General features: G+C 64.1%; 16 protein-coding genes. 9 read left to right on the top strand and 7 right to left on the bottom strand.

The genetic code is table 11. The annotated features are described in order from the left end of the window. Window positions 1-3 precede the first annotated feature (3 nt). From B5D38_RS03385 to B5D38_RS03375, 3 genes are all read right to left on the bottom strand, one after another. Window positions 4-1,281, bottom strand: a complete 1,278-nt coding sequence (locus tag B5D38_RS03385; RefSeq protein ID WP_078706943.1) for a TRAP transporter large permease — start codon at window positions 1,279-1,281, stop codon at window positions 4-6. 3 nt (window positions 1,282-1,284) lie between these two features. Further along, window positions 1,285-1,818 (bottom strand): TRAP transporter small permease, encoded by a 534-nt coding sequence (locus B5D38_RS03380; protein ID WP_078706942.1) that lies wholly within the window; start codon window positions 1,816-1,818, stop codon window positions 1,285-1,287. 86 nt (window positions 1,819-1,904) lie between these two features. Continuing rightward, complete coding sequence (locus B5D38_RS03375) at window positions 1,905-2,891, bottom strand: C4-dicarboxylate TRAP transporter substrate-binding protein (RefSeq protein WP_078706941.1); 987 nt, start codon at window positions 2,889-2,891, stop codon at window positions 1,905-1,907. A 179-nt stretch (window positions 2,892-3,070) separates the two neighbouring features. Between B5D38_RS03375 and B5D38_RS03370 the strand changes: the two genes are divergently transcribed. The 7 genes from B5D38_RS03370 to B5D38_RS03340 all read left to right on the top strand — a co-directional run bounded on the left by B5D38_RS03370 (window position 3,071) and on the right by B5D38_RS03340 (window position 11,172). Beyond that, complete coding sequence (locus tag B5D38_RS03370) at window positions 3,071-3,826, top strand: GntR family transcriptional regulator (RefSeq protein WP_078706940.1); 756 nt, start codon at window positions 3,071-3,073, stop codon at window positions 3,824-3,826. 256 nt (window positions 3,827-4,082) lie between these two features. Next, the gene (locus B5D38_RS03365; RefSeq protein ID WP_078706939.1) at window positions 4,083-5,339 is read left to right on the top strand and encodes an ABC transporter substrate-binding protein; all 1,257 of its coding nucleotides are present in this window, start codon (window positions 4,083-4,085) and stop codon (window positions 5,337-5,339) included. Window positions 5,340-5,622: 283 nt separating this feature from the next. Beyond that, window positions 5,623-6,618 (top strand): carbohydrate ABC transporter permease, encoded by a 996-nt coding sequence (locus B5D38_RS03360; protein WP_078706938.1) that lies wholly within the window; start codon window positions 5,623-5,625, stop codon window positions 6,616-6,618. Continuing rightward, entirely contained in the window at window positions 6,618-7,445 is an 828-nt protein-coding gene (locus tag B5D38_RS03355; RefSeq protein WP_078706937.1) for a carbohydrate ABC transporter permease, read from the top strand. The genes B5D38_RS03360 and B5D38_RS03355 overlap by 1 nt, the downstream gene beginning before the upstream one ends. 102 nt (window positions 7,446-7,547) lie before the next feature. Further along, window positions 7,548-8,678, top strand: coding sequence for an ABC transporter ATP-binding protein (locus tag B5D38_RS03350; RefSeq protein WP_078706936.1), 1,131 nt, complete (start codon window positions 7,548-7,550; stop codon window positions 8,676-8,678). Window positions 8,679-9,076: 398 nt separating this feature from the next. After that, window positions 9,077-10,057, top strand: coding sequence for an ADP-ribosyl-[dinitrogen reductase] hydrolase (gene draG, locus B5D38_RS03345; protein WP_078706935.1), 981 nt, complete (start codon window positions 9,077-9,079; stop codon window positions 10,055-10,057). Between the two features lie 203 nt (window positions 10,058-10,260). Further along, a complete protein-coding gene (locus tag B5D38_RS03340) occupies window positions 10,261-11,172 on the top strand; it encodes a polysaccharide deacetylase family protein (protein WP_078706934.1) in 912 nt (303 codons plus the stop codon). Window positions 11,173-11,237: 65 nt separating this feature from the next. Here the strand turns inward: B5D38_RS03340 and B5D38_RS03335 are convergent, their stop codons facing one another. From B5D38_RS03335 to rocF, 3 genes are all read right to left on the bottom strand, one after another. After that, entirely contained in the window at window positions 11,238-11,903 is a 666-nt protein-coding gene (locus tag B5D38_RS03335) for an HAD-IA family hydrolase (RefSeq protein WP_078707110.1), read from the bottom strand. A 161-nt stretch (window positions 11,904-12,064) separates the two neighbouring features. After that, window positions 12,065-14,248 (bottom strand): methyl-accepting chemotaxis protein, encoded by a 2,184-nt coding sequence (locus B5D38_RS03330; RefSeq protein WP_165690776.1) that lies wholly within the window; start codon window positions 14,246-14,248, stop codon window positions 12,065-12,067. A 165-nt stretch (window positions 14,249-14,413) separates the two neighbouring features. Continuing rightward, on the bottom strand, window positions 14,414-15,334 hold the full coding sequence (gene rocF / locus B5D38_RS03325) for an arginase (RefSeq protein WP_078706932.1): 921 nt from the start codon (window positions 15,332-15,334) through the stop codon (window positions 14,414-14,416). A gap of 115 nt (window positions 15,335-15,449) precedes the next feature. Here rocF and B5D38_RS03320 point away from each other — a divergent pair, with 115 nt between their 5' ends. Together B5D38_RS03320 and B5D38_RS03315 are read left to right on the top strand one after the other, a co-directional pair. Beyond that, window positions 15,450-15,887 carry an Lrp/AsnC family transcriptional regulator gene (locus B5D38_RS03320; RefSeq protein WP_078706931.1) on the top strand — a complete coding sequence of 146 codons (438 nt, stop codon included), beginning with the start codon at window positions 15,450-15,452 and terminating at the stop codon, window positions 15,885-15,887. A gap of 117 nt (window positions 15,888-16,004) precedes the next feature. Then, complete coding sequence (locus B5D38_RS03315) at window positions 16,005-17,435, top strand: MATE family efflux transporter (RefSeq protein WP_078707109.1); 1,431 nt, start codon at window positions 16,005-16,007, stop codon at window positions 17,433-17,435. 23 nt (window positions 17,436-17,458) lie between these two features. On the opposite strand, the gene B5D38_RS03310 is transcribed toward B5D38_RS03315, so the two are convergent. Further along, entirely contained in the window at window positions 17,459-18,193 is a 735-nt protein-coding gene (locus tag B5D38_RS03310) for a GntR family transcriptional regulator (RefSeq protein ID WP_425349305.1), read from the bottom strand. Between the last annotated feature and the right edge of the window lie 33 nt (window positions 18,194-18,226).

The following is an 18,226-nucleotide window of genomic DNA, read 5'->3' as shown; positions in this document are numbered from 1 at the left end:
GCCTCACATCAAAAGGTTTGGCAGGAACAGGACGAGACCGGGCAACAGCACCAGGACCGCGATGACGATGAGGATCGCGACCAGGAAGGGCAGCGATTCCTTGAGGTATTCCTCGACCGGACAATCGAGGATCGAGCACACGGCGTACATCGCCACACCCACCGGCGGGGTCATGCCGCCAAGGGTGATGATGCTCATCATCAAAACGCCGAAGTGGACCGGGTCCATGCCGAGCTTGGTGATGATCGGCACGAAGATCGGCGTCAGCAACAGCGTCATCACCGTGGCTTCGACGAAGAGGCCGCAGATGAAGATGAAGACGAGGATCATGAAGACGACGACGACGGGCTGGCTGGAAAGGCCGAGCATCACCTGGGCGATCGTCTGCGGCGCCTGCTCGAACACGATGGCATAGCCGACCATGCCGGAGAGCAGGATGATCAGCGTGATGACGCCGATGTCCTGGACGCTCTCGCTGAGCGCTTCGTTGAACGAGGCCCAGGTCAGGTCGCGGTGGACGAAGGTGCCGATGACGACGGCGTAGACCACCGCGAAGGCGCCGACCTCGGACGGGGTGAAGACGCCGCTGCGGATGGCAAAGAGAAGCGCCACGGGGAAGAGCAGCGCCCACTTGGCATGCCAGACGGCGCGCCCGACGCGGGGCAGTGTGGGCGGAACGGCGTCGGCGGCGCTATAGCCGCGCTTGCGCGCCACGAGCCACACGGTGAACATCATGGCGATCATCATGAGGATGCCCGGCACGACGCCCGCGAGGAAGAGGCGGCCGATCGAGACGTTGCCGACGAAGCCGTAGAGAATGAGGCCGAGGCTCGGCGGAATGGTCGCGGTGATCAGCGAGCCGACGGCGATCGAGGCGCAGGTGAAGCCTCTCGAATAGCCGCTCTTGATCATGGAGGGGCCGAGAACGCGCGCCTCCATGGCGGCATCGGCGACCGCCGAGCCGGAGACGCCGCCCATGAACGTCGAGAGCAGGATGCAGACCTGGGCGAGGCCGCCGGACATCCATGCCACCAGCACGTTGGAGCAGCCGATGAGCCGTTCCGTGATGCCGGTCTTGTTCATCATGTGGCCGGCCAGCACGAACAGCGGCACGGCGAGCAGGGGGAAGCTCTGGGACATCGCCGCCACCTGCTGAACGCCGATGGACACGGGGATGAACTGGCTCGTGGCGAAGAAACTGAAGCCCGCGATGCCGATACCGAAGGCGATCGGCATGCCCGCGAACATGAATAGGAAGAAGAGGACAGCGAGCAGCACCATGGCTCAAAGCTCCTGCTGCATGAGGTCGTCGGCTTTTTGCCCTGGCGCGACGTCGGTGGCCGGTGTCTCTTTGGCGAAGATGAGCGCTCCATCGCGGATCGCGATGAACATCTGGTAGAGCAGAATGACCGCCAGAAGACCGCAGCCGATGGGAACGGCGATCGTGACCCAGGCATAGGAGATGCCGCTGTCGCCGTAGACGCGCTCCCAGTTGAGGAGCGTCAGCTGAATGCCGAACCAAGACATGACAGCCAGGAAAACGACGGCGAGGGCGGCCATCACGAAGTCGACCACGCGGCGCATGCCGAGGGGCAGCTTCTGCACGAAGTAGTCGACGCCGATGTGCGAGCGGCGCGCCAGCCCCTTGACCGCGCCTGCGAAGCACAGCCACACGAACAGCGCCTGCGCGAGATCGACGGACCAGACCAAGGGATGGTCGACGGTGCGCGCGATGGCGGCGGTAAAGACCAGGACGACGATGGCGGCAAGGAGCAGCTTGCCGAACCAGTCTTCCAACCAGGATAGAAGTGATAACATTGGGATGAACCCCTGCCGCGACGCCGCGGCTTCTTGCGGCCCGAAGAGGAAAGGCGGCTTTCGCCGCCTTTCCGTGAGTGTCTGGCTTACTTGGCCAGAACCTCGTCGATCTCTTTCTTGAGATCGGCATAGCCGAGCTTCTCGTAGACGCCGGCGGTCGCTTCCTTGAAGGGCGTGACGTCGATCTTGTCGATCGAAAGGCCGGCCTTCTCCATGTCGGCGTCGACCTTGGCTTCAGCGTCCTCGGTGGCCTTGGAGGCCACGTCGCCGCCGGAAAGCGCCTCTTCCTTCAGCACTGTCTGGAATTCCTGCGGCAGGCTGTCGAACCACTGCGCGCTGGTGACGAGGCCAGTGATCAGGCCGATGTGGCCGGTCTTGGTATAGTGCTTGGCGACCTCATAGAGGCGGGCGCCGTAGACGGCGGTGTCCTGCGCCTCAGCGGCGTCGATGACGTTCTGCTGCATGGCGGGATAAACCTCGCCCCAACCCATCGGCGTCGGCGTGGCGCCCATCGCGCGGATGGTTTCCATCCAAACCGGCGCGCCGGGCGTGCGCATGCGAACACCCGAGAGGTCTTCCGGCTTGGTGACGGGCTTCTGCGTCAGGACGTTGCGCGAGCCCTGCCACCAGTTCATCGACAGGATCTGATGGCCGGACGCCTTGCGCAGTTCCTCGGTCCACTTGTCGAAGAGCGGCGAGGTGACGACCTTGCGGTAGCCCTGGAAGCCATCGGCGAGGTAGGGCCCGCCGAGGACGCCCATGTCCTTGACGAAGACGGCGAGGCGGCCCGGATCGACCAGAACGGCGACGTTGGCGCCGGCGCGGGCCTGCTCAAGAACGTCTTCGTCCTTGCCGAGCTGCGAGCTCGGGAAGAGGCGCACTTCGACCTTGCCGTCGGTGCGCTCGGAGACGCGCTGGCGGAACTGCTCGAGACCCTGGTAGATCGGGTCCTCGGCGGTCAGCGCCGTGCTGACGTTGAGCTGATAATCGGCGGCATTCGCCGCCGGAAGACCGAAGACGACCATCGCGCCGGCGGCAGCGGCGACAGACATGAGTTTGCTGAGAATCGACATGTGTTCCCTATCTCCCTTCAGGGTTCCGGCCGACGACCGGCGCACGAGAATTCAGCCGTCACGGCGGCTCTCAACGGCCGCTCGGGGCTGTGCGGCTCGCTTCAGGCCTTCATCAAGGCTTGCGGACCGGTATTGGTATGGTAGTATGACGGGCATGAGATGCAAGCGGTTTTTTTGAGATGGTAGCGGCAATCGACCCGGCGGCGGCGCTCGCGCCCCAGATTTATGCGCAGCTTCGCGCGTCGATCATTCAAATGCGTCTGATGCCCGGCCAGGCGCTTTCGGAGAAGGAAATCGCGGGCCAATTCGGCGCCAGCCGTCAACCCGTGCGAGAGGCCTTCATCAAGCTCGCGGAAGGGGGGTTGGTGCGCATTTTGCCGCAGCGGGGAACCTTCGTGGTGAAGATCTCCCTGCGGGCGGTGGCCGATGCGCGCTTCGTGCGCGAGGCAGTAGAGGTGGCCACGGCGCGAACCTGCTGCAGGGTTGCCACCGAAAAGGACATCGCGAGGATCTCGGCCATCCTTGACGAACAGGAGCGCGTTGCTGCGAGGGCCGATAACCAGGCGTTCCTGGCGCTCGATGAACGCTTCCATCATGCACTGGCCGAGGCCGTCGATTGTGAGGCGGCTTGGCGTGTCATCGAAAACGGCAAGGCCCAGATGGATCGCGTCCGCTATCTCAGCCTGCCCGGGGCCACGCCGAGATCGCTTCTGGTCGAGCAGCACCGCTCGATTGTCGATGCCATTGCCCGGCGTGACGAGCGCGCGGCGATGGAAACGATGCGCGTTCATCTCCGCGAGATCTTCCTGGCGCTGCCGGCGCTCGCCGAGCAGCATCCCGATCTTTTCGAGAACGACTCGCTCCCGCTTCACGCCGAGGAGATGAGCCACGCCACCATCGCGGCGCTGGGCAGCTCCGTCTCCGCCGTCGGCTGAGGTTCGGAACCCTCCATATGAGCGCATTCCGGCGATGCCATTCATCGCTCCCTGTGAGGCTGTCTCGCTTTGAAGGCGAATCCGCCGCGCCGCTATTGCAACGGAAGGTATCGCGCCTACCCTCTCCCTAGGAACCCCGGGCCGCCGGCCGGCTGTGGCATGATCTGCCATGCGGCCCTTGAAAGAGCACCGGGGATGGAATTCCGGTCGACGGCGACTGCCCCAGACCGTGGTGTTTCAGTCTAGGGAGGCAACGATGAAGTCCATGAAACTCTGGTTCGCGCTCGCAGCCGGCGTTGCGCTGATATCCGGTCCGGCAAGCGCGGTCGAGCTGTCGATCGTCTCCGGGGCCACGGGCCAGGACATCGAGGATATTCGAGCCGGCATAGCCGCCTACGAAAAGCAGACCGGCAACACCGTCAAGATCGTCGAGATGCCCAACTCCTCGACGGACCAGTTTGGCCAGTACCGGCTTTGGCTTTCGGCCGGAAATCCCGACATCGACGTCTATCGCACGGACGTCGTATGGGCGCCGCAGCTCGCCGCCCACTTCGTCGACCTGTCGGACGCCGCCAAGGATATCGCGGGCCAGAACATTCCCTCGATCATCGAGTCGCAGAAGGTCGAGGGCAAGCTCGTCGCCCTGCCGATGTTCGCCGACGCGCCGGCGCTCTATTACCGCAAGGACCTGCTCGAAAAATACGGCATGGAGCCGCCCAAGACCTGGGCTGAACTGGAGAAGGACGCCAAGCAGATTCTGGAGAAGGAAGGCGATTCGGGCCTCAACGGCTTCGTCTTCCAGGGCGCGCCCTACGAGGGCTTGACATGCAACGGCCTGGAGTGGGTCGCGAGCCACGGCGGCGGCCAGATCGTCGAACCCGATGGCGAGATCACCATCAACAACGACAAGGCCGTGGCGGCCTTGAAGCAGGCGGCCGGGTGGATCGGGACCATCGCCCCGCAAGGCGTGCTCTCCTATCAGGAGGAAGAGGCGCGTGGCGTCTGGCAGACCGGCAAGGCCATCTTCATGCGCAACTGGCCCTACGCCTATGCCCTGTCGCAAAGCGGCGAGTCGGCGGTCAAGGACAAGTTCGCCGTCGTGCCGTTGCCGGCCGGCGAGGGAGGCAATCCGGCGGCGTGCCTGGGAGGCTATAACCTTGCCGTTTCGAAATATTCCCGCCACCCCGACGACGCCGTCGAGCTGGTCAAGTTCCTGACCTCGGCCGACGCGCAGAAGGATCGCGCGATCCGTTCGGCCAAGCTGCCGACCATCGGCAGCGTCTATGAGGATCCCGAGGTCGCCAAGGCGCAGCCGATCGTCGCGCAGTGGAAGGATGTCGTCACCAACGCCGTGGCGCGCCCCTCCGCGCCCACCAAAAAGCAGTATAACGAAGTCTCCAAGGACTTCTGGACGGCGGTGAACGAGACACTGGCCGGCCGCGGCTCGGCCGAGGAAAACCTGAAGCAACTTGACCGTCAGCTGAAGCGGCTCAAGCGCGGCGGCTGGGAATAGACGTCTTTCCCTCCTTCGCCGGCGCGGAATCTGCCGCACCGGCGTCCCTGATCGCGCCAGTCGGTATCTCCGGCTTTCGCCAGCATCCGGCGCTCCATCATCTCCGATAGACACGCACCAGCCCGCGCTTCGGCGCCGGCTGGACCAACAGGGAAGGTGCATTCCTCGCCGGAAAAGTAACCACGCTGGCTACCGCCGCAACTCAGATGCGATTTTTGGTGTGCTGTTAGGGAACTAAGTATTCGGCACATTCTTAACAGAATAAAGGTCAGTGGGAGGAGCCATGACCAACGTCAAACTCGGTGCGCCGCCTACCGAGCATTCATTCGTTGCGGATGAGGCGGCCGCGGTTCAGTCGCAATTGTCGCGCCAGAGGCTTCGCTCCGCCTGGATGTTCCTCACGCCAATGATCCTGGTGTTGGCGCTCGTCGCGGGGTGGCCTCTCGTCAAAACCATCTGGTTTTCCTTCACCGACGCCAGCCTCGACGATCTTGCCGGCGCAAATTTCGTCGGCTTCCGAAACTACCTTGAATATGTCGACTATGGTGACGGGGAGGGCGAGTATTTCGGCCTTCTCGTCGATCCCAATTGGTGGAACGCCGTCTGGAATACGGTCTATTACGCCGCCATTTCGGTTACTATCGAGACTGTGCTTGGACTTGTGTTTGCACTCGTCCTGAATGCCGAGTTTCGCGGTCGCGCCTGGGTCCGGGCCGCCGTTCTGATTCCCTGGGCCATTCCCACCATCGTCTCGGCGAAGATGTGGGCCTGGATGATGAACGATCAGTTCGGCATCCTCAACGACATGCTGATGTCCGTCGGCATTCTCTCCCAGCCCATCGCTTGGACCGCGAACCCCTCCACGGCGATGATCGCCGTCATCATCGTCGACGTCTGGAAGACGACGCCCTTCATGGCGCTGCTTATTCTCGCCGGCCTCCAGATGGTGCCGGGAGACATCTACGAGGCAGCGAAAATCGACGGCATCCATCCGGTCAAGGTGTTCTGGAAGGTCACATTGCCGCTGATCCGGCCGGCGATCCTCGTCGCCGTGATCTTTCGCGCCCTCGATGCACTGCGGGTCTTCGACCTCATCTATGTGCTGACGCCGAACAACACCCAGACGAAGTCCATGTCGGTCTTCGCCCAGGAAAATCTCTTCCAGTTCGACAAGTTCTCCTATGGATCAGCGGCATCGACGCTGCTTTTCCTGGTCATTGCGATGATCACGCTGGTCTACATCAAGGCCGCGAAGCTCGAATTCGAGGGAGGGCGCTGATGCCGACCGTGATCAAGCAGACGGGGTTCTACCTCCTCGTGGCCTTCATTGTTCTGTTCTCGGTGTTTCCGTTCTACTACGCGATCCTGACCAGCCTGAAGTCGGGCACCGCGCTATTCCAGGTCGATTATCTTCCGACGCATTTCGACTTCGGGAATTATGCCGATCTCTTCGCTACCGGTGTCTTCCCGAAGAATATCTTGAACTCCGTAATCGTGGCGACGGTCGTGGTGGTGATCTCGCTCTTCCTGGCGGTGACGGCGGCCTACGCGCTGTCGCGCATTACCTTCAGGGGCCGAACGCTGCTGCTTCTCACCATCCTCGGCGTCTCGATGTTCCCGCAGATCGCGGTGCTCGCCGGGCTCTTCGAGATGATCCGCGCGGCCGGGCTCTACAACACGCTCTTCTCGTTGATGTTCGCCTATATGATCTTCACCTTGCCGTTCACCGTGTGGGTGCTGACGACCTTCATGCGCGATCTGCCGGTGGAGATCGAGGAGGCGGCGATCGTCGACGGTGCGGCGCCGCTGACCATCGTCCTGAAGGTGTTCCTGCCGCTGATGTGGCCGGCATTGGTGACGACCGGGCTCCTCGCCTTCATCGCCGCCTGGAACGAGTTCCTCTTCGCGCTGACCTTCGTCTCCAACAACGAGACGCGGACGGTGCCCGTGGCGATCGCGCTCCTGTCGGGCGCCTCGGAGCAGGAAATCCCCTGGGGCACCATCATGGCCGCCTCGGTGATCGTCACCGTGCCGCTCATCGTGCTGGTCCTCATCTTCCAGCGCAAGATCATTTCGGGCCTCACCGCCGGCGGTGTGAAGGGCTAGCGCAATCCTCGCGAACGGCGGTTCGGCAGCCGGTGCCGGACCCCACAACCGGACATCAACCCCGTGGTCGCGCTGGCAGCGCGGAGCTGAGAGGGGCCTGACATGGCGCATCTGAAGCTGACCAACATCAAGAAATCCTATGGCAGCGTGAAGGTGCTGCACGACATCAATCTCGACATCCGCTCCGGCGAGTTCGTCGTTTTCGTCGGCCCCTCCGGCTGCGGCAAGTCCACCTTGCTGCGCGTCATCGCCGGCCTCGAGGACATCACGGGCGGAACGTTCCAGATCGACGGTCAGGTGGTGAACGCCCTGACGCCGAAAGCGCGGGGCGTGGCCATGGTGTTCCAGTCCTATGCGCTCTATCCGCATATGACGGTCTACGACAACATGGCCTTCGGCTTGCGCCTCGACAAAGGCTCATCGTCGAGCGAGGTCGACCGGCGGGTGCGCGAGGCGGCGGCGATCCTCCAGATCGAGCCCTATCTCGACCGCCTACCCAAGGCGCTCTCGGGTGGCCAGCGCCAGCGCGTCGCCATCGGCCGTGCGATTACCCGCGACCCCAAGGTCTTCCTCTTCGACGAACCGCTGTCCAATCTCGACGCGGCACTGCGTGTCGCTACTCGCATCGAGATCGCGCGGCTGCACGAGCGCATGGCGGACACGACGATGATCTACGTCACCCATGATCAGGTGGAGGCGATGACCCTTGCCGACCGCATCGTCGTGCTCAACAGCGGCCATGTCGAGCAGGTTGGATCGCCGATGGAGCTCTACAACGATCCCGACAACCTCTTCGTCGCCCGTTTCATCGGCTCTCCTTCGATGAACATCCTGCCGGCAAGGATCGAGGCCGCCGGCGCCGAGACGGCCGTCGTGCCGGAGGGTGGGCGCCGCATCGTGGTGCCCGTGCCGACGCCTTCCGGGTCTTCTAGTTCGGCCGCGCATCTTGGCGTCAGGCCGGAAAGCCTCGAGCTTGTGGATGAAGGGCAGGGGCTCTTTACCGGGCGCGTGACCTTGGTCGAGTCGCTCGGAGAGGTGACGCTGGTCTATATCGATATCGGACGGGGCGATGAGCCCCTGGTGGCGAAGCTGCCGGGCGAGGTGAGGCTCGCGCGCGATTCGACGGTGTCGCTGTCGGTCGATGTATCCGCGCTGCGCCTGTTCGACGGCTCCGGTCGTGCGTTGCGCGGCGATCGCGCCCGTGAGCCGGAACTGATGCGGAACGCCGGCTGACTGGACAAGAGGCGGGGGCTCATCAGGCGTCCGCCGCCCGACATTGCGGTGCGTCAATGCGCCCCTGGGTCATTTGGTGACTGAGTCCTTTCCGAGGACCATCGGAGCGTCGAGCGGGAGGTTGGCGGCGCATCATCCCCAAGCGGAGAACGGCAGGAGTCTCGTCGGTGGCGTCATTGCCGCCGTCATTGGTCGTGGAAGCCCATCTTCCGAGTGCGGGCGCCGCCTTTCAGGGTGATGTTTCGGTGGACTTCTGGTCGATTCCGCGGGGAAGACGTGCCCGTTGAGCGCGAGACGTCTTGTCGGATGCGGTGTCATGCAGCCATTCTCGGTGGAGACGGGGAACGGCTGGCCTGTCCCACAAGGACACGGGCATCGAAGGGAAGGGAGCGGAGGCTATGAGCGAGATCCTCGAAGACGGCATTCGCGACAGGGCGCTCGGTGCATATTTCGGGCTCGCCGTTGGCGACGCTCTGGGCGCGACGGTCGAGTTCCTCTCCAAGGACGAGATTGAGGCGCAGTACAAGCTCCACACCAAGATGATCGGCGGCGGCTGGCTGCGGTTGAAGCCGGGGCAGGTCACGGACGACACGGAGATGAGCCTCGCGCTCGGAAACTCTTTGGTCGGGCGCAGTGGCTTTGATGCCGCCGCCGTCTGCAGCGCCTTCGCCAGCTGGTTCCGCAGCCGGCCGGTCGATGTCGGCAACACCTGCCGACGCGGCATTCAGCGCTTCATGGTCCACGGCACCACCGAGACCCCGTTCAACGAGGGTGACGCCGGCAACGGCGCGCTGATGCGCAACCTGCCCGTCGTTCTCGCCACGCTCTTCAATCCTCCCCTGATGGAGGCTTGGTCGCTGGGCCAGAGCCGCACGACGCACAATCACCCGCTGTCCGATCAGGCGACCATCGCTCTCGGCCACATGACGCGCATTCTGGTGCTCGGCGGCTCGCGCGAAGATGTGCGCCGCGCGGCGGACAAGCTGGTCGACGAGTGCAACGCCTTCCGCTTCGAGCCTTATCGCGGCTTGAGTTCCGCCTTCGTCCTCGACACGGTGCAGACAGTCCTCCACCACTATTTCGCCACCAACGACTTTCAGACCGCGCTCATCGAAACCGTGAACCAGGGGGGAGACGCCGATACCACCGGCGCCCTGGTGGGCATGCTCGCCGGCGCGACCTATGGGGCCGATGCCATCCCCGCGATGTGGATGAAGAAGCTCGACACCAAGGTCCGTCGCCAGATCATCGGTCAGGTCCATGATCTTCTGGCGCTCAGCCGCCAGACGAAGGAAGCACCTGTCGTCGTGGAGACGCAGCCGACCCGGCAGACGGCCGAAGTCGTGCGGCTTGCCGATCGCGATCGAAGGAAAGCGTAGCAGTTCTTGTCCGACAGGCTGGTTCGGCTCCCGCATCCTGCCGCGAGGCTCGGGGCTGACAGATGTCGGATGTCGTTCTCCGGCGGGCAGGAGACGAGACGCTCCAAATACACCGGGAGTGGCCAAAAGGACCCACCGCCGGAAAGGGTCCATTAACCTTAACAAATTAACTCTCTCCGGGTCTTTCACCGGGGACCCCCATCATGCGTTGTCTCTCTCTTGTCTTGGCGACCGTGCTCGGCACGGCCGGCGTGAGCGGCTGTGCCCAGCTTCCCAGGGAGAAGCCCGTCGCCGATGCCAGCGTCCGGACGACCGATGGCATGGTGCCTCTCCTCGCCTTCGCCAGCCCCAGCGTCAGCCTTAGCAAGTCAAATGGCGACATGTTCCCGCAGGCCTATAAAGGCACGGAAGGACCTCTCACAGGCAGGACACTGCCGGTCAGTCGCGCGAGCGATATCGTCCTGAAGGATCACGAGGTCATCCTGACCTTCGACGACGGCCCGATGCCGGGCAAGACCACCAAGATTCTCGATGCGCTGGATCACTATGGCGTCAAGGCGACGTTCATGATGGTCGGCCAGATGGCGCGAACCTATCCGGCCATTGTGCGTCAGGTCGCGGCCCGAGGGCACACCATCGGCAACCACACCGAGGACCACAAGAACCTCGCCAGCCTGAAGTTCGATGCCGCGATGGACGAGATCAAGGCCGGCGACGAGGGCATCTCCGCCGCGCTGCGGCCGCTCCGCACCGACCCCATCCGCTTCTTCCGCTTCCCCTACCTCGCCTCGACGAAGGCTCTGCGCGATGCCTTGGCCGGCGAGGGCGTCGTCGTGGTCGGCGCGGATGTGGATTCCAAGGACTACTTCATCAGCACGCCCGAGCAGGTGAAGGAGCGCGCCCTTTCCCGCCTGGAGGCGCGGGGCAAGGGCATCATTCTCTTCCACGACATCCACGGCCGGACGGCCGCGATGTTGCCGGACTTCCTCAAGGCACTTCAGGAAAAGGGCTACAAGGTCGTCCGCATGGTGCCGGCCCGCTCGCTGGAGGGCAAGGAACTGGTGGCGAGCGCCGAGGCTGGGGCCGCGAAGAATGGGACTGCTGCCAAGGGATGATCGGCCGCGCTTGACGAAGTGTGAGCCGGCGCCGTGGCGCCGCTCTCGGACTCAGGGCAAGCCGATCAGTCGGCCTTGAAGACGCGGATGCGCCCGTCCGGCAGAACTTCCGTCCTGAGGCTCCGATAGTCGGGGATGGCGAGGTGCCGCTCCTCGACCTCGCCATGGAGCCATGCCGTCACCACGACGACCTTGCCGCCGGCGGCCTCCGCCGCAGCGATGCCGGTCGGCGCGTCCTCGAAGATCAGGCAGCGCGCCGCCGTTGTGCCGAGCCGTCGCGCCGCGAGCAGGAAGCCGTCGGGAGCGGGCTTGCCGCGCTCGATATCCTCCGCCGTGATCATCGTTTCCGGCGCGGGCAGTCCGGCCGCCTCGAGCCGGCGAGCGGCCAGCCGGCGCGGCGAGGAAGTGACGATGGTCCAGCGCGATACCGGCAGACCGGACAGGAAGGCTGCAGCGCCTGGAATCTGCTCGATGTCTGCAACGTCGATCATCTCGGCTTCGGCGATGCCGTCCGCTTCGACCTGAGGGTCGATCCCTGGAAGGCCGAGATTGCGGATCGTATCGATGCCCCTTGCGCCATGCATCTTCGGCAGGAAGGTCGCGACATCGAGGCCCTGACGCTCCGCCCAGGCTCCCCAGACGCGCTCCGCCGCCTTCAGAGAGGTGAGGATGGTGCCGTCCATGTCGAACAGAAGAGCATCGGCGGTTTCTTCCAGAAGTGCGTGGGGCATGGCGGTCTGCGCGCGATCTCTCGAAAAGGGCCGCCTCGGCAAGCCGAGGGTCGGGAAGAAGAGGGCAGGGCGACCGGATGTCGCCTTGCTCGGCGCTTCATAACGCGAATTCAGCATCCATCAAACGCCAAGCCGCGACCGCTCTTTGTCGCGCCCTTGTCTCAGGCGGCTGATCGCATGCCTCTCGCTGACGTTGCCCGGTTATCGGCGAAGGTGAAGGCGCCGACATGCCTTTCCAGCGTTTCCGCTTCGGTTGACAGCGAATGAGTGGCCGCGGTCGACTCCTCGACCATCGCCGCATTCTGCTGTGTGACGACGTCCATCTGGGAAACCGCCCGGTTGATCTCGGAGAGCGTCGTTGCCTGCTGTGTGGCGTTGGCGACGATCGCCTCGACCTCGCGCTGTACGCGGACGACCCTTTCGACGATTCCCTCGATCGACTTGTTGGCCTGGCTCGAAAGGGAAACGCCGTGGTCGACCTCCGACAAGGAGCGCTCGATCAGGCTCTTGATCTCGCGGGCTGCATCCGCCGAGCGCTGGGCAAGGGCTCGCACTTCCTGGGCAACGACGGCGAAGCCCTTGCCGGCCTCGCCGGCGCGCGCCGCCTCGACGCCCGCGTTCAGGGCGAGAAGGTTCGTCTGGAAAGCGATCTCGTCGATGACGCCAGTGATTTTGGAGATTTGCCGGGAGGATTCGGCAATGGTTTCGATGGCGTTGACGCTTTGTCCGACGACCGTCGAGGAGCGGCTGGCGTAGCTGGACGTTTCGCTCACCAGATCCTGGGCGTGTCCGGCGCGCTTTGACGTCGCATCGATGCTACCGGAGACTTCCGCCAGCGCTGCCGCCGTTTCCTCCAGCGCGGACGCCTGATTTTCCGTGCGGGCGGCAAGATCGTCGCTCGCTGCCTGAAGCTCCTTCGTGCCCTGCCGCACGACGGCGACCGTGGTTCCCACCGACCGCAGCGCATCGGAGAGCTTGTCGGCAGCGCGATTGAAATTGAGCCGCACCGCGTCCATGTCCGAGGAGAACGGTCTCCCGATCCGGTGATCCAGCCGGCCGCTGGCCAGAAGCTCCAGTCCCTCGGCGAGGGACGAGAGTGCCTGCTCGACGGTTTCGGCCCTGGATCGGCGGGATGCTTCCGCTTCGGCGCGGTCGGCCTCCCGTTCCTGGGCGTGGCGCAATTCTTCCTGACGCTGTGCCGTCGCGTTATCGCGCGTGATGTCGACGAAACGATGGACCGCGCGCGCCATCAGTCCGATCTCGTCCTTGCGGGTGATGTCGATGCGATCCATCTCGATGCGTCCTTCGGCGAGGCTGCGCATGGATGCGGTCAGCTCGGCGAGCGGGCGGGAAACGGTGCGAGCGATGAGAAGCGAGGCGACGAGCGTTGCTGCCGTTGCGGTCCCAAGCCATGCGAGCAGGCGCACGAAGGCGGACCAGGCGCGCTCTGCCGCCACTGTGGCGTCATTGGCGATCGCGGCGAGCTCTTCGTCCTCGGTCGCCTTCAGCGCGTTGATTCTCTTGCTGGCGAGGTCGAACCAAGTCATGGGGTCGAGGCCGCCGAGATCGGTCGTCACGCCGTTCTTCATCATCGAAGCCCGCATCTCTTCGAGGTCCGCGGTGCCCGCAGCGGCCAGGCGTTGCTCAAAGGCCGCTTTCCTGTCGGATGGCAGCGAGGCGGCATAACGCTGCAGAAGAACGGCCTCGGCGCCGCCGAACGAGACGAACTTCACATAGATGCCCGGATCGAAGCGGCGCGCCGCGATGACGCCGGCGCCCATGCCGCGTTCCTGGCCCGCATATTCCTTGGCCAGAAGCAGGTCATCATAGGCGACGAGGCGCGGCGCAAGCTCCTGATCGGCAGTGCCGGACGACAGGTGGACAACGGCGTCGATGAGGGATGAAATCATGCCGTTGTATGTCTGGAATGCCTTCTGCGGCAGGACACGCAGCGTGGCGACGTCGTCGCGGAGCGCTGGGATGGCCTCCAGATTTCCGGCAACGGCCTGGGTGATGGCGAGGGTCTCGCCGTCGATCTCCCGCTCCATGGCGGAGAAATCGCTGAGCGCGCCGTCCGTGGCCGCGCGCACCGACGCCAGTCGATCCTTGGCCTGAAGTCCCCCGGACGCCATGAATGTGGACGAGGTTCCTCTCTCCGCCTGGAGGGTGTGGATGAGTCGGCCCGCGGCCCCGATCGCCCGGGCCTTCTCAACGAGATCGTGCATCTCGTTATAGGTCTGGTGCGAAGAGGATATTCTATCCGCCGCCATATAGAACATCATGATGATGGGCAGGGTGAACGCCGCCACAAGGCGAGCGGTGAGACGAACGTCAGAGATCCGCATAGAGTAAATTCCGGGCATAAATCGACTTGGCATCCCGAGGGTGGGATGAGGGAATACTGCCGGAAAAAATTTTAAATATTACACTTCAAATATAAATCACATATAAATTCAGAGAAGCTTAAAGAGGGGGCAATTCTATTCGGCACACAATCGGGCTCTTTAGAGCTAATAGCTGCGGGTGGGGCGGTCCATCACTTTGCGGCCCATCAGGCTTGCGGCGAGCTCGACCAGCAACATCGCTGTGCGTCCGCGTTCATCGAGGAACGGGTTGAGTTCGACAAGGTCCAGACTTGCGACGAGGCCGCTGTCGTGCAGCATCTCCATGACGAGATGCGCCTCGCGGAAGGTTGCCCCGCCCGGAACCGTGGTGCTGACGGCCGGTCCGACCGCAGGGTCGAGGAAGTCGACGTCGAAGCTCACATGGAGAAGGCCGCCGGCCGCCGCGACACGTTCGAGGAACGGGCGAAGCAGGGCTGCGATGCCGTTCTCGTCGATCGCGCGCATGTCGTGGACGGCGATCCCGGACTTTGCCACGGCCTCCCGCTCGGCCGGGTCGACGCTTCGGATTCCGATCATCGAGATATTGCGGGGATCGACCGGCGCTGAAACGGTCGGAAAATAGGGCTGAAAGCCGGGCTGCCCGGTGAAGTAGGCAACCGGCACCCCATGGAGATTGCCGCTCGTCGTCGTTTTAAGCGTGTGGAAATCGGTATGTGCGTCCAGCCACAGCACGAAGAGCGGCCGGCCGAGCTCTGCCGCGCGCCGCGCCATGCCCGACACCGTGCCGGCGGAAAGCGCGTGGTCTCCGCCGAGGAAGATCGGCATGGCATCGGCGCTTTCCCGCCACGCGGTTTCGGCGAGGCGGGCCGTCCAGGCTGAAATCTCCGCAAGATTGCGCACCGCTGCGTTGGGGTGGCTCGCGGGTGATGATGGTGAGGCGGCGACGTCGCCCTTATCGACGACGCGATGGCCGAGGGCGGTGAGGGCATCGGCGAGGCCCGCTATGCGCAGCGCCGCCGGCCCCATGGCACAGCCCAGTTGGGGTGCGCCATCCTGAAGCGGCGCGCCGATCAGCTTTACATCCATGTCCAAACTCCTGTTCCTGTCAGACAAGCAGGGGATGGCGGCGGATCGAACAGGCATTATTGCCAAAAAGGCGGCAGTTTCTTAGCAATATGTCGGCTACAGGAGGCAAAGCGGCATGGATCAGCTCGACACCAACCTCATCACGCTCCTTCGGCACAATGCCCGGCGCTCGATCTCCGATCTTGCCGCCGCGCTCGGCGCGTCCCGCGCCACGGTACGCTCGCGACTGGAAAAGCTGGAAAAGAACGGCAGCATTCTCGGCTATACGGTGATTCTACCGGCGGACGCCGTCGATCTTCCGGTGCGCGGCATCATGATGATTGAAATCGAAGGACGGGTAACGGATCGAGTGATCAGCGCGCTTGGCGGCTTTCCGGAGGTTTCGGAGATCCACACCACCAACGGGCGCTGGGACCTCGTCGTCGAGCTTGGTGCCGCGACGCTGGCCGATTTCGACAGTGTGCTGAGGCGCATCCGCCTGGTTCCCGGCATCACCGCCAGCGAGACGAATCTTCTTCTGGCAACGCCGCGAAGCACCCGCGCCCGGCTCTAGCGGGAGGCGCAGCGAAACCCGCCGATACCGATCCAGTTTCCGCGCTGACGGATCCCCTCACGACGGGTTGGACTTCCGGCGTGGCACCGGCTAAGGGCAGGGTTCACAGGTGATATGATGAATCCCGATACCCGTCTTACCGCAGGCAACGGCGACCGCGTGGTCGTGCCTGTTGCTTCCTCCCTCTCATGGCCGGGCCATGCGCGCGCGACCGCTGTACTGGCGCTGCCGCTGGTCGGCGCGCAGCTGACGCAGATCACCATCTCCGTCACGGACACCGTCATGATCGGCTGGCTGGGGGCTCGCGAGCTCGCCGCCGCTGTGCTTGCGACTCAGGCGTTCTTCTTCGTCTTCATCTTCGGTTCGGGCTTTGCCCAGGCCGCGCTCCCGCTCGCCGCCAACGCGGAAGGCAAGGGTGACGTTCGCGAGGTGCGGCGCGCCATCCGCATGAGCCTCTGGGTGTCGGGGATCTATGCGGCGCTGGTCATGATCCCGCTCTGGCACATCGAAGGCATTCTCGTCGCGCTTGGTCAGAAGCCCGACGTGGCGGCGCTCTCTGCCGATTACATGCATGTCGCCCAATGGTCGATGTTTCCCGCACTCCTCATCATGGGGCTCAGGTCCTACCTGACGGTGCTGAACCGCGCCTATCGTGTTCTCGCGGTGGTTCTTGCCGGCGCCCTGAGCAACGCTGTGCTCGACTATGCTCTTATCTTCGGCGAGTTTGGTGCGCCGGCGCTCGGCCTTGTCGGCGCGGCGATCGCCACCCTCGGGACACAGATCATCATGGCGGCGCTGCTCTTCGTCTACACCGCACGCTCTCGCGAGTTCGAGCGCTATGCGCTGTATCAGCGGTTCTGGCGGCCCGACTGGGCGGCGTTCTTTGAGATCATTCGGCTCGGCTGGCCAATTGGGGCGACCGTCATCGCGGAGGTCGGCCTGTTCACGGCGTCGTCGCTGATGGTGGGATGGATCGGCACGATCCCGCTCGCCGCCCATGGCATCGCGCTCCAGATTTCGTCCATCGCCTTCATGATACCGCTGGGCATCGGCAATGCCGCAACCGTCCGCGTCGGATTGGCCTTCGGCCGTGGCGATCCTGGTGAGCTTTGGCGGGCGGGTGTCTCGGCGCTCCTGCTTGGCGGCACGATAGCCTTCGGCACGGCCTCTCTCTTCTGGCTGATCCCGGACCAGCTCGTCGGCCTCTATCTTGATCCCGAGAGGGAAAACGCGGAAGCGGTGCTCGCCTATGCCGCGCCGCTGCTCCTCGTGGCCGCGATCTTTCAGATCTTCGATTCGCTCCAGGCCGTGGCAAGCGGCGTCCTGCGCGGCATGAAGGATACCCGCACGCCGATGTTCATCGCCGTGGTCAGCTACTGGTTCGTCGGCATGCCGGTCGCCTATTTCGTGGCATTTGGCGCGGGCTGGGGAGGGCTCGGCATTTGGAGCGGGCTCGCCTCCGGACTGGCGGCGGCGGCGCTGATGCTGACCTCACGCTATGTCTATCGGGCTCGGCGGTGGCATGGCGAGCCGGGGCTCGCGGGCTGACCGCCACAGCCGGGGGCGCCGGCTCATCTGCCGGCATCGTCCGCGATGAAGTAGCCTGGATGCGCAGACACGATGGCCGGCAGATCGTCGAGAACCTTGCGCAAATGTGTGCGCATGGCTGCCTCCGCCGCTGCAGGGTCGTGCGCCGCGATGGCGTCGACGATCACCTGATGCTGGTCGATGATCAGATCGAGCGGGAAATCGACGGTGCTGAGGAAGCGTACCCGATCCATCTGCGCCTTGATGTCCTCGAGAAACGACCAGATGCGCCCTTTGCCCGCAGCCTCCGCCAAGGTGCGATGAAACACTTCGTCGAGCTGAAAGAAGGTCGCGGTTCCCTGGGCTCGTGCGTCGCGTTGCTCAGCGATCTGGCGCTGGAGTTCGGCGACGAAAGCGTCATCGGCCGTTTCCGCCACCAGGCGCACGATGTCCGTCTCGATCGCCTCGCGCACGAAGCGGGCGTCCATCACCTCGGCCTGCGAGATCTTTCGCACGAAGCTGCCGCGCTGCGGTCGGATCTCCAGAAGACCTTGCTCTGACAGCTTAATGAATGCCTCGCGAACCGGCTGTCGCGAGAAACTGTAGCGCGACGCGATCTCCTGCTCCGAGAGTCGGGTTCCCGGAACCAGCTCGGCTCGCACGATCTGGCTGCGGAGAACACGGACGATCTGTGGCCCGATGGGGGCCGCCGGATCTAGAACAAGAGGCTCTTCGGGGGCGGGCATGACGGCGATCGCTTCTTCGAACATGGCTTGCATACTAGTCAGCTCATAATGCCACAGCATTGAAGG

Source organism: Consotaella salsifontis, from assembly GCF_900167365.1.
Taxonomy (GTDB): Bacteria; Pseudomonadota; Alphaproteobacteria; order Rhizobiales; family Rhizobiaceae; genus Consotaella; species Consotaella salsifontis.
Note: the sequence above shows the minus strand (reverse complement) of the source record. Positions and strands in the feature narration are given on the sequence as shown.

What these genes read in the sequence shown, in the direction of transcription:
- B5D38_RS03335 (WP_078707110.1), bottom strand. Translation starts at nt 11,903, where the DNA reads ATGCCCCACGCACTTCTGGAAGAAACCGCCGATGCTCTTCTGTTCGAC.
- B5D38_RS03365 (WP_078706939.1), top strand. Translation starts at nt 4,083, where the DNA reads ATGAAGTCCATGAAACTCTGGTTCGCGCTCGCAGCCGGCGTTGCGCTG.
- B5D38_RS03310 (WP_425349305.1), bottom strand. Translation starts at nt 18,193, where the DNA reads ATGCAAGCCATGTTCGAAGAAGCGATCGCCGTCATGCCCGCCCCCGAA.
- B5D38_RS03320 (WP_078706931.1), top strand. Translation starts at nt 15,450, where the DNA reads ATGGATCAGCTCGACACCAACCTCATCACGCTCCTTCGGCACAATGCC.
- B5D38_RS03360 (WP_078706938.1), top strand. Translation starts at nt 5,623, where the DNA reads ATGACCAACGTCAAACTCGGTGCGCCGCCTACCGAGCATTCATTCGTT.
- B5D38_RS03350 (WP_078706936.1), top strand. Translation starts at nt 7,548, where the DNA reads ATGGCGCATCTGAAGCTGACCAACATCAAGAAATCCTATGGCAGCGTG.
- rocF (WP_078706932.1), bottom strand. Translation starts at nt 15,334, where the DNA reads ATGGATGTAAAGCTGATCGGCGCGCCGCTTCAGGATGGCGCACCCCAA.
- B5D38_RS03385 (WP_078706943.1), bottom strand. Translation starts at nt 1,281, where the DNA reads ATGGTGCTGCTCGCTGTCCTCTTCTTCCTATTCATGTTCGCGGGCATG.
- B5D38_RS03380 (WP_078706942.1), bottom strand. Translation starts at nt 1,818, where the DNA reads ATGTTATCACTTCTATCCTGGTTGGAAGACTGGTTCGGCAAGCTGCTC.
- B5D38_RS03330 (WP_165690776.1), bottom strand. Translation starts at nt 14,248, where the DNA reads ATGCGGATCTCTGACGTTCGTCTCACCGCTCGCCTTGTGGCGGCGTTC.
- B5D38_RS03355 (WP_078706937.1), top strand. Translation starts at nt 6,618, where the DNA reads ATGCCGACCGTGATCAAGCAGACGGGGTTCTACCTCCTCGTGGCCTTC.
- B5D38_RS03340 (WP_078706934.1), top strand. Translation starts at nt 10,261, where the DNA reads ATGCGTTGTCTCTCTCTTGTCTTGGCGACCGTGCTCGGCACGGCCGGC.
- draG (WP_078706935.1), top strand. Translation starts at nt 9,077, where the DNA reads ATGAGCGAGATCCTCGAAGACGGCATTCGCGACAGGGCGCTCGGTGCA.
- B5D38_RS03315 (WP_078707109.1), top strand. Translation starts at nt 16,005, where the DNA reads ATGAATCCCGATACCCGTCTTACCGCAGGCAACGGCGACCGCGTGGTC.
- B5D38_RS03375 (WP_078706941.1), bottom strand. Translation starts at nt 2,891, where the DNA reads ATGTCGATTCTCAGCAAACTCATGTCTGTCGCCGCTGCCGCCGGCGCG.
- B5D38_RS03370 (WP_078706940.1), top strand. Translation starts at nt 3,071, where the DNA reads ATGGTAGCGGCAATCGACCCGGCGGCGGCGCTCGCGCCCCAGATTTAT.